At 71.3% G+C, this 13,020-nt stretch carries 10 protein-coding genes; 3 read left to right on the forward strand and 7 right to left on the reverse strand.

All coding sequences use genetic code 11. From position 1 onward, the window contains the following. Positions 1 to 60: 60 nt before the first annotated feature. From OG413_RS05055 to OG413_RS05085, 7 genes are all read right to left on the reverse strand, one after another. Positions 61 to 981: a hypothetical protein gene (locus OG413_RS05055; RefSeq protein ID WP_266803214.1), complete on the reverse strand. Its 921-nt coding sequence runs from the start codon at positions 979 to 981 to the stop codon at positions 61 to 63. 298 nt (positions 982 to 1,279) lie between these two features. Beyond that, complete coding sequence (locus OG413_RS05060) at positions 1,280 to 3,835, reverse strand: hypothetical protein (protein ID WP_266803215.1); 2,556 nt, start codon at positions 3,833 to 3,835, stop codon at positions 1,280 to 1,282. Further along, entirely contained in the window at positions 3,832 to 5,568 is a 1,737-nt protein-coding gene (pstS, locus tag OG413_RS05065) for a phosphate ABC transporter substrate-binding protein PstS (protein ID WP_266803216.1), read from the reverse strand. The genes OG413_RS05060 and pstS overlap by 4 nt, the downstream gene beginning before the upstream one ends. After that, a complete protein-coding gene (pstA, locus tag OG413_RS05070) occupies positions 5,565 to 7,040 on the reverse strand; it encodes a phosphate ABC transporter permease PstA (protein WP_266803217.1) in 1,476 nt (491 codons plus the stop codon). Before pstA ends, pstS begins: the two co-directional genes overlap by 4 nt. Before the next feature lie 17 nt (positions 7,041 to 7,057). Next, positions 7,058 to 8,107 (reverse strand): phosphate ABC transporter permease subunit PstC, encoded by a 1,050-nt coding sequence (gene pstC / locus OG413_RS05075; RefSeq protein ID WP_266809890.1) that lies wholly within the window; start codon positions 8,105 to 8,107, stop codon positions 7,058 to 7,060. Between the two features lie 64 nt (positions 8,108 to 8,171). After that, positions 8,172 to 8,561, reverse strand: coding sequence for a hypothetical protein (locus OG413_RS05080; RefSeq protein WP_266803218.1), 390 nt, complete (start codon positions 8,559 to 8,561; stop codon positions 8,172 to 8,174). Positions 8,562 to 8,891: 330 nt separating this feature from the next. After that, complete coding sequence (locus OG413_RS05085) at positions 8,892 to 9,584, reverse strand: PH domain-containing protein (RefSeq protein ID WP_266803219.1); 693 nt, start codon at positions 9,582 to 9,584, stop codon at positions 8,892 to 8,894. 137 nt (positions 9,585 to 9,721) lie between these two features. On the opposite strand from OG413_RS05085, the gene deoC reads away from it, so the two are divergent. From deoC to OG413_RS05100, 3 genes are read left to right on the forward strand one after another with little or no spacing between them, the layout of a single operon-like run. Then, positions 9,722 to 10,669: a deoxyribose-phosphate aldolase gene (deoC, locus tag OG413_RS05090; protein WP_266809891.1), complete on the forward strand. Its 948-nt coding sequence runs from the start codon at positions 9,722 to 9,724 to the stop codon at positions 10,667 to 10,669. A 5-nt stretch (positions 10,670 to 10,674) separates the two neighbouring features. Then, positions 10,675 to 12,114 (forward strand): aldehyde dehydrogenase family protein, encoded by a 1,440-nt coding sequence (locus OG413_RS05095; RefSeq protein ID WP_266803220.1) that lies wholly within the window; start codon positions 10,675 to 10,677, stop codon positions 12,112 to 12,114. Further along, positions 12,104 to 13,018 (forward strand): aldehyde dehydrogenase family protein, encoded by a 915-nt coding sequence (locus OG413_RS05100; RefSeq protein WP_266803221.1) that lies wholly within the window; start codon positions 12,104 to 12,106, stop codon positions 13,016 to 13,018. The genes OG413_RS05095 and OG413_RS05100 overlap by 11 nt, the downstream gene beginning before the upstream one ends. Positions 13,019 to 13,020: the final 2 nt, after the last annotated feature.

Raw genomic sequence — 13,020 nt, forward strand, 5'->3', positions numbered from 1 at the left:
CCGTGGGGCCGGGCACCCCGATGGGTGCCCGGCTGTCGCACGGTTACGGGGTGGCGATGATCAGCGCTCACCCTTGAGGACGGTCGCGCCGCAGTTGGCGATGGTGGTGAAGCCGTAGAACTCGATGACGTCGGTCTCGGCGCAGACCTTGGAGTCGGAACCGGTGAACGTGGCGTCGATGGTCGCGTCGTTCAGCTTCGCGGTCGGGACGACGTTGTAGACGTCGCGGCTGAACGCGCCGCCGTTGACCTTGCCGAGCACGGTGGCACCGTGCCGGTCGTTGACCGCGCCGCTGACCTGGGCGTTGTACTGGGAGACGGAGTACGGGGCGATGTCGCCCGCGGTGTCGAGCTGCACGCCGTTGTGCTCCTGCATCGTGCCGACACAGGCACCCACGACGGGGTTGCCGATCTCGCCGAGGAAGAAGGTGAGCGTCCCGGAACCGGCCTGCGGCAGCAGCGGGGTCAGCGGGACACCGTTGAGCGAGGTCAGCGTGCACTCGTAGATGGACTTGAGCTGGGCGGTGGTGAGGTTCAGGTTCGCGTTGAGCGGGCTGTCCCCGCGGACGGCGACGGTCACCCGGTCCTGCGCGAACGGGATCCAGGTCAGGTCGGTGCCGGCGGCGGCCGGTCCGCGCGAGGAGCGGGCGAAGTCCAGACAGCCGGTGGCGGCGTCGATGCTGCTGTTCAGGGCGTTGATGCCGGCCGAGGAACCGTTCGGGCGGGTGAGCGCGCAGTTGGCCGCCCGGGTCTTGACCGTGCTCGAACCGGTCGCGTCGTACGAGGCGATCAGCGTGCCGCCGTCGATGGACTCACCGAGACCGTTGACCACGTCCTGCGTCGTGTCCGAGCCGGCACCTGCGAGGACGCGGTAGTCGGTCGGGGTGGCCGGGTCGGCGGAGGCGACGGGCGCCATGATGCCGAGGCCGAGAGCGGCGGCGCCGACAGCGGCACCCAGACGAACACGAGTCTTGACGTTCACTTCTGTTCTCCTCCGTGGATACGGAATGCAAGGAATGGACGCACAAGTACAATCCGGATTCTGTTACCGCCGACCCGTCGACCGGCCACCGCAAACAATTCCGCAGAGCGGCCTTTCCGGCCACCAAATCCAATTGCTGATCAGGTTACGTAAGGATTTACTGGGCGACACCAAGGGAATTCCCCGAGGACCAGCACGATTCCCCGGATTCGCCGGGCAGGGAATCCGGGGAAATCCGGGGAATCCGGAGAATCGCGCCAGGCCGGGAGACGTCGAACGGAGGACGTCGGCCGAGGACTCAGCCGGAGCCGGCCGCCGCCCTCCGGGCCGACAGCCGCACCATCACCGGGCCCGCCAGCGCCGCCGCGCCGCCCGCGATCAGCACCCCCAGCAGCACCCACCGGATCAGCCCGAGGACCTGCGAGGGGGTCAGCCCCCCGGACGCGGTCGCGGCCACCTTCGACGCGTCGTCGGCGCCCGCCGCGGTCCCCGGCGATCCGTCGGGGTCCGGGCCGCCCGCCGAGCCGCCACCGGCCGCCGCGCCGTCCCCCGTACCGCCGGAGTCCACACCGGATCCCGGACCGCCCGCGGTGCCGTCGCCGCCCGGTCCGGCGCTCCGGCCGCCGCCCGGCGTCCCGGCGCCTGGCGGGGTCACGGCGCCGCGTTCCAGCAGGCCCGCGGCGTCCCTCGCCTGTGCGCGCATCGCCGCGGGCAGGGGGGCGTACCCGTGCGGCAGCTGTCCGGGGGTGAGGCCCACTGTCTGGCCCGCCCCGGCCGCGTACCGGATCATCCGCGCGTAGTCCCGGCGGGCGGCGGCGGGCTGGTCCGTGGTGGCGGCGGCGTAGGCGACCGCCGTCAGCGGATACGCGCCGTTCCTCGCCCGTGCCGGATCGGGCGCCTTCACCCCGGCCACGACCGAGTCCTTCATCTGCGCGACGGCCGCGAGCAGGGACTTCTCGGTGGGCACGACGAACTCTCCGTCGGCGTTCGGCAGGGCAGCGATGTCCAGCTGATAGCGGTCGGCCGAGGGGGCGTCGACCAGTCCGGCCACCTGGCGCATGCCCTGCGGGCTGCGCTCCCCGGTCAGCTTGCCGCCCGTGGCGCACTCGGCGCAGACCTCGAAGTTCGTCGTCTGACCGCTGTATCCGCGGCGCACGCGCAGCGCCCCGTCGTGCAGGTTCTCGGCGTACGGCACGACCTCGGCACCGGTGTAGACGGCCCACTCCGTGGGTCCCGCGGAGGCTCTGGTCTCCGTCGGGTCCGCCTTCGGGAAGTAGTCCGGGGCCTCTTTGTCGAGCGCCATGTCCCGGTAGAAGGGATTGAGTTTCATTCCCCAGGGATCGGGCTTTCCCGAAAGAAATTCGCGGGCGTCCCGGTCGGACTGCAGATAGCGCCACAGCAGTCGGCTCGTATCGGAGTTCTCGCTCGGTGCGACAATTCCGAGCGGACCGCTGCGGGCCGCTCTGCCCGCCATGGCGGGGTTGAGCTCCACGAATTCCGGATCGCTGACCAGCGCTTCGGGGTTTCCCGCCAGATGCGCCGGCTTCGGGCTGTCGACGCTCCAGAGGCTGACGCCCGCGACATAGGACTGGGTCAGCATCTTGGCCAGCAGCCGTGGACTGAGCCGCAGATCGCGCACCCACTCGTTCGGCGCCCCCGCGTGCTCCCAGAGGAATCCCACGCTCAGCCCGCTCACCGCGAGGGGGGCGTGCACGACCGGCGGGGCGCCTTCGGCCGTCTCGACGGGGTCGACCGTGACGGCCATCCCCGGCGAGGTGGCCGAGGGGTTGCGGATCAGGGAGCGGGCGTGGTCCTCGCCCGACTGGCTGAAGGTGAAGCGGGCGTCCAGGCCGTCGCACAGGACGGTCTGCCACGACGAGACGGCGTCGGTGAGCAGTTCGGAGCCGATGATGCGGCGCTCCGGCCGGTCCGGGTCGCAGGTTTCGCCGACCGGATCGAACCGCAGCGGGAAGACCATCCGGCGGTCCCAGTTCGACCGGCTCAGCGGGGAGGTGTCCAGGTTGCCGTTGGCCGGCGTCTCGGTCTCGTGCTCTCCGCGCGGCACCACGACCAGCCAGCACGAGCGCGGTTTCCCGCCGCTGCCGCTCACTTCGCCGCATCCCAGATGGGGGGCCTGGAGTGCGGTCTGCACCTCGAAGATCGCCTCGCCGGTGCCGTCCGGCTGGGTCTTGCGCAGGGGTTCCGCGTTCGAGTCGTTCGGGCCGAAGTACGTGAAGTCGTAGGCGTCCTCGGTCGGCTTGCCCGTGACGGGCCGGAACGGCACGAAGGGGCTGAAGTTGCCTTCGCCCTGCGTGTATTCGGACTCCTGCGGGTCCCATCCCTCGGGCAGCACCCGGCTCCCGTTGTAGCTCCCCCCGGCCCTGACCGCCCCGAAGTCGCAGCTCTCCCGGTCGGGGCCGCCGGAGCTGTCGCCCCAGCACTGCATGATCTGGAGGTAGTTGACGAACTTTCCGCCCAGCGGGGTCGGCCTCCCGCCGGTCCAGGTCACCTTCACGCCCTGGGCCCGCAGGTGCTCGGTCTGGTGGACGGTCACCCTGAGGCCGGAGAAGTCGTCGTACGGTCCCTTGGTACCGCTCCTGGTGACGGCCGATCCGGCGTCCGCGGCACGGGCCGCGGAAGCCGCCCGCGCCGTCTGTGCCGTGGGTGCCGTGGAGGCCGTCCTGGCCATCTGTGCCGTCTGTGCCGTCTGTTCCGTGGTTGCCGCCTGGGCCGCCCGCGCCTGGTCGGCGCCGCTCGGCAGCGGGACCAGGGCGAGCAGTACGGCGGCGAGGAGCGCTCCGGCACCGGCGGCCGTACGCCTCCCGGGGCGGACACGGGCACGCGGGTGTCTCACGACAGGTCTCCCTTGCGGCGGGACCGCGCGGCGAGCGCGCGGGCGGTGAGCGGCGGGCCGACGACCAGACCGGCGAGCAGCAGGGCGGACAGCGCCATCAGGGCACCGCGCAGCCCCACCGCGTCGTCGGACGCGAGATTGACGGGGTTGGCGACGACCGAGGCGTCACCGGAGCCGGAGCCGCCGTCGTCGATCGGTTCGCCGGTGTCGGGGTCGACCGCGCCTCCCCCGCCCGCGGCGGCCTCCTGGGCGTCCGGAGTGCCGTCACCGTCGGTGTCGGCACCGCCCGTCGTACCGGCGCTTCCCGCGCCGCCGGAGCCGGTCGCCCCGCCGGAGCCGCCGGAACCGCCCGCGCCTCCACTGCCGCCCGAACCTCCTTTGCCGGAACCGCCGTTGGAGCCCTGTGCCGCGGGCTTCACCGGGGTCTGCTCGTTCTTGGCTCCGGCGGTGCCGTTGGAGCACTGCTGCGGGCCCCGCTTGTCGCACGCCTTCGGGTACGGCGCGTTCTTGGCGAGGGTGTTGCCGCCGTCCTTCGAGAAGGTGGGGTTGCGGCAGCCGTTGATGTCGACCCTGCCGGTGGGGGCGCCGGGGATCCGCCGTACCTGGTCGAATCCCGCGAGCACCAGGTTCTTGGGCAGCGGTGAGTAGCCGAGCTCCTCCGCCTGCTGCTGGCCGTCGCAGAGGAAGTAGTTGGCGAAGGCGCCGAGGGTCTTGCCCTTCGCCTCCGTCATGGGGTTCTTCTCGCCGTCCAGCGAGGTCGGCACGATCATGTAGCTGTAGCTGGACAGCGGGTAGGTACGCCGGTCGCCCGAGCGGTAGACCCCGTCGAGGATCTGCGTCAGGTAGTCGGAGGACCCCTTGTCGTTGTTGATCCGTGCCGCCATCAGCCCCACGGCGACGCTGGAGGCGGTCGGTTCCACGTAGTACCCGGCCCGGTTGAGCATCTTGGCGACCGGGAAGCCGGTCTTGATGGCGTACGAGTACTCGACGTAGGTGATGGCGCCCTCGGCGTGGTTCTGCCGCACATAGCCGGAGACGCCCAGCGAACCGGACTTGGCGATCTGGGAGGAGCCCGAGGCGCTGGGGAAGTACGACGTCATGCCGCAGGGCGTGGACTTCCCGGCCCGTCGGCAGAAGTCGTTCCAGGTCGCGCCCTGCTCCTTGGCCAGCCAGGTGGTGAACTGCGCCGTGGTGCCGGAGCCGTCGGAGCGTACGACGGGCACGATCTGGCGGCTCGGCAGGTTCAGGCCCGGGTTGTCCGCCCTGATCTCGGGCGCGTTCCACCGGGTGATCCGCGAGGTGAAGATCTTGGCCAGGACGTCGCCGGACAGCCGCAGGTTGGTGACCCTCTTGCCACCGATCCTGAGGTTGTACATGAACGCGGTTCCACCGGCCACGATCGGCATGTACGCGTAGCCGCGCTTCGGCGGCACGTCCGTGACGCCGCCCTCCTTGAGCCCGTACGGAATCTCCGAGACGCCGAAGTCGACCGTGCCGTTCTTGAACTGCTCACGGCCGTTGGACGATCCGGTGGCCGCGAAGTTGACGGTCATCCCGAGGTTGGAGGCGACATTGCGGCGCCACTGGTCGAGCGCGTTGGAGCTCCAGGTGGAGCCCGCTCCGGTGATCTTGCTGTACGAGGCCGCCAGGGCGGGCGGCTGACCGGTGGCCAGCAGCGCGCAGAGCAGCGCGGCCAGCCCCATGGCCAGACGGGACACGGTCGCGGGTCTCACGGGGTACTCCCGGGTGTGGTGGTGGCGCCGCCGGACGGGGTGCCCGACGGTGTCGTACGGGTGGCCTCACCAGCTGCGGAACGGGCTTCGTCGCCAGCTGCGGAACGGGCGTCGGCACGGCCTTCGTCACCGGCTCCGGTACGGCCTTCGGCACGGGCCGGGGAACCAGCCGCGGCGCGGGCTTCGGTACGGGCCGTGAAGCGGGCGGAGTCGCGGCGCGAGGCGAGGACCCGCCGATGGGTCTGGGCCTTCGTCAACTGCCCCGGATCGCGGCCGCCGATGAGCCGGGCGATCACGAAGAGGAGCAGCACCAGCGCCATGAGCGTCGCCGCGGTGCCGAACCCGCGGGCGATCATGTCGGGCTCGGGCGACTTGACGAACTCGAAGGTGGCCAGCGGCAGTGAGACCTGCGGCCCGGACAGCGGATCGGCGTTCAGCTCGGCCGTGAAGCCCGCGGTGAGCAGCACCGGCGATGTCTCGCCCACCCCGCGGGCGGTGCCGAGGATGACCGATGTGGTCAGTCCGGACCGGGCGGTGGGCAGCACGACGTGCCAGACGGTGCGCCAGCGCGAGGTCCCCAGCGCGTACGAGGCTTCGCGCAGCGTGCCGGGCACCAGGCGGATGACGACGTCCGAGGCCCTGATGATGATCGGCAGCATCATCACGGCCAGGGCGAGGGAGGCGGCGAGCCCGGACTTGTCGAAGCCGACGGCGAGGATGACGGTCGCGTAGATGAACAAACCGGCCACGATCGAGGGCAGTGCGGTCATCGCCTCGACGATGGTGCGGACGAAGCGGGCGAAGCGGCCCGGCACCTCGTTGAGGAACACCGCGCAGACCAGCCCGGTCGGCACGGTGACCAGGAGCGCGAGGGTGATCTGCTGGAGCGTGCCGACGATGGCGTGCAGGATGCCGCCGACACCGAGACCGTCCAGCGGGCCCGCGAGCTTCATGTCCTGGGTGAAGAAGTTGCCGTGGGGCAGCGCCTTGCGGCCTTCCCAGAGCGTGAAGACGATCACGAAGGCCAGCGCGACGAGCATGACCAGTCCCATGCTGCGGACGACGATGCCGGCCAGCCGGTCCCTGATCGCCGGCCCGTCCTCGTCGAACGAGACCAACAGCGCGTACAGGCCGAGGAAGAGCACGTACGCGACGAAGAGGAAACCCACCGCGCCGTTGAACGGCAGCAGGCGGACGAAGAGCAGTGCGGTCACGCTCAGCGCCGCGGCCGCCGCACCGGCCAGGGCGAAGGTGTCCGAGGGGCGGGTCAGCTTCAGGGAGCGGCGGACCTCGCCGCCCGCCCGCTGCCGTTCGGCGGTGCGGGCGGGCAGCACGGTGCGCGACGCGGCCGGGACGACGTGATCCGGGGCGGCTTCCGGGACGCCCTTCCGCGAGGACGCGGACGAGGCCAAGGACATGGACGCGGACGCGGACTCGCCTACGGTCCGCGGCGGTTCGGGTGCGAGTGTCATGACGGGCGGGCACCCTTCTAGGCGTCGCTGGAGGCGCCGGAGCGGCTGCGGGCGACGATCGACGAGGCGGCGAAGTTGACGACGAGGGTCATGAGGAAGAGCGCGAGACCGGCGGCCATCAGCGCGGACATGCCGAACGGGCTGGCCTCGCCGTAGCGCAGGGCGATCAGTGCGGCGACCGAGCTGGTGCCGTTCTGCAGGACATGCCACTGGATCTCGAAGACGGGCGAGATGATCAGGTAGACGGCGATGGTCTCGCCGAGCGCCCGGCCGAGCCCGAGCATCGTGCCGCCGATCATGCCGCCCTTGCCGAAGGGCAGGACGACGCTGCGGATCATGCCCCAGCGGGTGGCGCCCAGGGCGTACGCGCCCTCGCGCTCTCCGGCGGGTGCCTGCGAGAACACCTCGCGCATCACCGAGCAGATGATGGGCGCCACCATCAGGGCGACCACGATGCCCGCGATCAGGGTGGAGGAGGTGTAGACGGTCTCGGGGGCGAGCGGGTCGCGGGGGTCGGCCCCGTCGACCGTGAAGAGCGGGAACCACCCGAAGTAGGCGGCGATCCAGCGGGCGGTGGGCAGGATGGCGCCCTCGAAGAAGAAGAGCCCCCACAGCCCGTAGACCACGGAGGGCACGGCGGCCATCAGGTCGACGACGCTGATCAGGGTCCGGCGCAGCCGCGGCGGCGCGTACTCGGAGATGTAGAGGGCGCCGCCGATGGCGAGCGGAACCGCCACGGTGATGGCGGTCAGCGCGATGAGCACTGTGCCGATGAGTACCGCGGCGATACCGAACCGTCCGGCGTCCGGTTCCCATGCCTGGGTCGTGAGGAACGCCCAGCCGGCCCGTTCGAGCGCCTGCCAGGCCCGGTAGAGGAGGAATCCGCCGACCAGGAGCATCACGGCCAGCACGAAGCCCCCGCCGCTCCGGGCCACCGCGCGGAACACCCGGTCGGGCAGCCCGGGGTCCGCGTACAGCCGCCGGGGCACTTCGGATACGGCGCCGGGCTCGTCCGGTGCGCCGGTGCGTGTCCCGGCGGGCGGGGGTCGCTCCTTTGTTCGTGTCATCACGCGGCCGACGCTCGCGGGACGCGATGAACCCGTGCGCCCCGAGATGTGAATGAGGTGTGCCCTAAAGGCAACTTCCGGTGACGTCCCCCATCTCGGCGAGGAGCGCGCGGAACCGTTCGTAGGCGGCCCGGCAGGTCGAGTGCCGTTCGTACGCCCGTGCGGAGACGGCCGTGGCGCGGCCGTCCGCTTCCCTCAGCAGCCAGATCCAGCCGTTGCCCGAAGGCGTGTGCTGGACAGCACCGGTCTGGTCCCGGTGGCTCTCGCGCAGTTCGTCGAAGGCGCGACGGCAGTCGCCGTACGCGCCGAACGCATGGGCGGACACCGCGACCACGCGTCCGTTCTGCGCGATCATCCGCCAGCCGTATCCCCCGTCCGTGTCGATGTCGATCCGACATCGTGCCCGTACCGCTTCCGCTCTGCCGGCACCATCAGCACCATCCGTACGCGTCATGTCGCCCCACCCCCCGCCGCCCCCTTCGGAAGTCGGGCGGCAGGCGCAATTTATTGAGCGGGGGGCGCGACCGGGGGCGCAAACCAGTCATCCGGTCGGTTTTCATCGCGATGTAGTCCGTAGGGCGTCCGCCATACACCGGAACGGCCCGCCGCCCGACGATCACCCGGTCCGGCGGTACGCGGTTTCCTGTGGGCGCGCAGGTCGGCGCGCGGACGCCGGGGTGCGGGCCCACGGGAAGGCACACACCGCTCACGGACCGAGGAGCGGCGGACCCGACGCCCCGGCAACCCGGTGCCCGCCGGAACACCGCCCTCACGTCACCTCACGTCACGCCACGGCGAGCAGCACGATGAGCGCCACCGCGCCCACCGCGGCCGGGGCGATCACCTCGTACGCCCAGCGCACCGAGGACGCCACGCCCGCCCCGCTCTTCCCGGTCGCCCCGGTCTCTCCGGTCTCTCCGCTCGTCCCGCTCTTCCCGTTCTCCCCGTAGCCCGCCCGCTCGGCCAGATCCCGCAGGTCCAGTACGGTCTGGTCGGCCGCCGCGACGCGCGCCTGCCTGTCGCGTACGTCGGCGTTCACCGAGGTCCGGCCGTACGGGTCGTCCAGGGACTGCCGCGAGGCCTTGCGGGCCGCCCGCTTGCGTTCCCGCAGCGAGACCGGCACCGCCCACAGCTGGAAGGTGGCGCCGTCCTGGGCGATCAGCTCGGTGGAGTACCCGGCGCGCACGTCGGCGACCGCGCTCCACGGCAGCTCGACCGTCCGGAACGGGTTGCGGATCCGGATCCGCGTGTCGCTCGCGAACACCGCGGGCCGGAGCGTGAACGCCACGATCAGCGGCACCGCGGTCAGCAGCCCGGCGAGCGCCACCCACGGCACCCGGCCGTCCCCCTGGAACATGGCGTCGCCGGCGAGCCCGGCGACCAGCAGAAGCAGCAGGACACCGCTGACCAGCCCGGCGCCCGACCGGTAGGTCCGGTCGGCGTAGGTCGGCTCTGCGGGGGGTGTGGGGCTCGTCATAGGGCCGATTCTGCCTGACCGTAGCCCACGACGACGGGGCGGCCGTGCGCCCGGCGCACGCCGCACGGCGAACAGGCGCGGTCGGCCGGGGCCCCTGTACATGTCGCTACGCGCGTAGATATGCTCATCTGGTGACCATGCCCACCACTGCTCCCGCATTCTCCGACGCGACCGCGTCCGACAGTGCGCTGCGCCGCTTCCTGTTCGGGCTGCCCGGCGTCGACGCCGTCGGCCTCGAAGCGCGCGCCGCGTCCCTCGGAACCCGTTCGATCAAGACGACGGCCAAGGCGTACGCCATCGATCTCGCCATCTCGATGATCGACCTGACGACGCTGGAAGGCGCGGACACCCCGGGCAAGGTCCGGGCACTCGCCGCCAAGGCCGTCAACCCCGACCCCACCGACCGCACGGCTCCGCGCACCGCGGCGGTCTGCGTCTACCCCGACATGGCGGCGACCGCCGTCGCCGCGCTGGCGGGTTCCGGAGTGAAGGTGGCGTCCGTCGCGACGGCCTTCCCCGCCGGACGCGCCGCGCTGGACGTCAAGCTCGCGGATGTCCGCGACGCCGTGGCGGCCGGGGCCGACGAGATCGACATGGTGATCGACCGCGGCGCCTTCCTCTCCGGCCGTTTCCTGAAGGTGTACGAGGAGATCCTCGCCGTGAAGGCGGAGTGCGGCTCCGCGCGCCTGAAGGTGATCTTCGAGACCGGCGAGCTGTCCACGTACGACAACATCCGCCGCGCCTCCTGGCTCGGGATGCTGGCGGGCGCCGACTTCATCAAGACGTCGACCGGCAAGGTCGGGGTCAACGCCACCCCGGCGAACACGCTCCTCATGCTGGAGGCCGTGCGCGACTTCCGGGCGCAGACCGGCGTACAGATCGGTGTGAAGCCCGCCGGCGGCATCCGCACCTCCAAGGACGCGATCAAGTTCCTGGTGCTGGTGAACGAGACCGCGGGCGTGGACTGGCTGGACAACCACTGGTTCCGGTTCGGCGCCTCCAGCCTGCTCAACGACCTGCTGATGCAGCGCCAGAAGCTCAGCACCGGCCGTTACTCCGGCCCCGATTACGTGACGGTGGACTGATCCCCATGGCATCTGCATTCGAGTACGCACCGGCGCCGGAATCCCGTTCCGTCGTCGACATCGCTCCGTCGTACGGGCTGTTCATCGACGGTGAGTTCACCGAGGCCGCCGACGGCAAGGTCTTCAAGACCCTCTCGCCGAGCAGCGAGGAGGTGCTCTCCGAGGTCGCGCAGGCGGGCGAGGCGGACGTCGACCGGGCCGTCAAGGCGGCCCGCAGGGCGTTCGAGAAGTGGTCCGCGCTGCCCGGCTCCGAGCGCGCCAAGTACCTGTTCCGGATCGCCCGGATCATCCAGGAGCGCAGCCGCGAGCTCGCCGTCCTCGAAACCCTCGACAACGGCAAGCCGATCAAGGAGACCCGCGACGCGGACCTCCCGCTGGTCGCGGCGCACTTCTTCTACTACGCGGGCTGGGCCGACAAGCTGGACCACGCGGGCTACGGCGCGAACCCGCGCCCGCTCGGCGTGGCCGGCCAGATCATCCCGTGGAACTTCCCGCTGCTGATGCTCGCGTGGAAGATCGCCCCGGCGCTCGCCACCGGCAACACGGTGGTCCTGAAGCCCGCCGAGACGACCCCGCTCTCCGCGCTCTTCTTCGCGGACATCTGCCGTCAGGCGGGCCTCCCCAAGGGCGTCGTCAACATCCTCACGGGGTACGGCGACGCGGGCGCCGCCCTCGTCGGGCACCCGGACGTCAACAAGGTCGCCTTCACCGGCTCGACCGCGGTCGGCAAGGCCATCGCCCGCCAGATCGCCGGTACGGACAAGCGGGCCACCCTGGAGCTGGGCGGCAAGGGCGCCAACATCGTCTTCGACGACGCCCCGATCGACCAGGCCGTCGAGGGCATCGTCACCGGGATCTTCTTCAACCAGGGCCAGGTCTGCTGCGCGGGCTCCCGGCTCCTCGTACAGGAGTCGATCCAGGACGAGCTGCTGGACTCCCTGAAGCGCCGGCTGTCCACGCTGCGCCTGGGCGACCCGCTGGACAAGAACACCGACATCGGCGCGATCAACTCCGCGGAGCAGCTCGCCCGGATCACCTCGCTCGTCGAGACGGGCGAGGCGGAGGGCGCCGAGCGCTGGTCCGCCCCCTGCGAGCTCCCCTCGGCCGGCTACTGGTTCGCCCCGACGCTGTTCACCGGCGTCACCCAGGCGCACACCGTCGCCCGCGACGAGATCTTCGGCCCCGTGCTGTCCGTCCTCTCCTTCCGCACCCCGGACGAGGCGGTCGCCAAGGCCAACAACAGTCAGTACGGCCTCTCGGCCGGCATCTGGACGGAGAAGGGCTCCCGCATCCTCGCGGTGGCGGGCAAGCTCCGGGCGGGCGTCGTCTGGGCCAACACGTTCAACAAGTTCGACCCGACGTCGCCCTTCGGCGGCTACAAGGAGTCGGGCTTCGGCCGCGAGGGCGGCCGCCACGGCCTGGAGGCATACCTCGATGTCCGATAACCGTCTGAGTGTCTTCAAGACCTACAAGCTGTACGTCGGGGGCAAGTTCCCCCGCTCCGAGAGCGGCCGGGTGTACGAGGTGACGGACTCCAAGGGCAACTGGCTGGCGAACGCCCCCCAGTCCTCCCGCAAGGACGCCCGCGACGCGGTGGTGGCCGCCCGCAAGGCGTTCGGCGGCTGGTCGGGCGCGACCGCGTACAACCGCGGCCAGATCCTGTACCGCGTCGCCGAGATGCTGGAGGGCCGCAGGGACCAGTTCGTACGGGAAGTGGCGGACGCGGAGGGCCTGTCGAAGTCCAAGGCGGCGGCCGTCGTGGACGCGGCCGTCGACCGCTGGGTCTGGTACGCGGGCTGGACCGACAAGATCGGCCAGATCGTCGGCGGGGCGAACCCGGTGGCCGGCCCGTTCTTCAACCTCTCCACCCCCGAGCCGACGGGTGTGGTGACGGTCCTCGCGCCGCGGAAGTCGTCGTTCCTGGGCCTGATCTCGGTGATCGCCCCGGTGATCGCGACCGGCAACACCGCGGTGGTCATCGCCTCGGCCGACGCACCGCTGCCCGCGCTCTCCCTGGGCGAGGTGCTGGCCACCTCCGACCTGCCGGGCGGCGTGGTGAACATCCTGTCGGGCCGCACCGCGGAGCTCGCGGCCCCGCTCGCCTCCCACCAGGACGTCAACGCGATCGACCTGACGGGCGCCGACCCGGCGCTGGCGAAGGAACTGGAGATCGCGGCGGCGGACAACCTGAAGCGGGTGCTGCGCCCACAGCATGTGGACGCGGACGGCGACGGCGCCCCCACCGACTGGTCGGCCGACCCCGGTACGCACCGGCTGACGGCCTTCCTGGAGACCAAGACGGTCTGGCACCCCACGGGTTCCCTGGGAGCCTCCGGCTCCTCGTACTGACC

This window comes from Streptomyces sp. NBC_01433 (assembly GCF_026340105.1).
Taxonomy (GTDB): domain Bacteria; phylum Actinomycetota; class Actinomycetes; order Streptomycetales; family Streptomycetaceae; genus Streptomyces.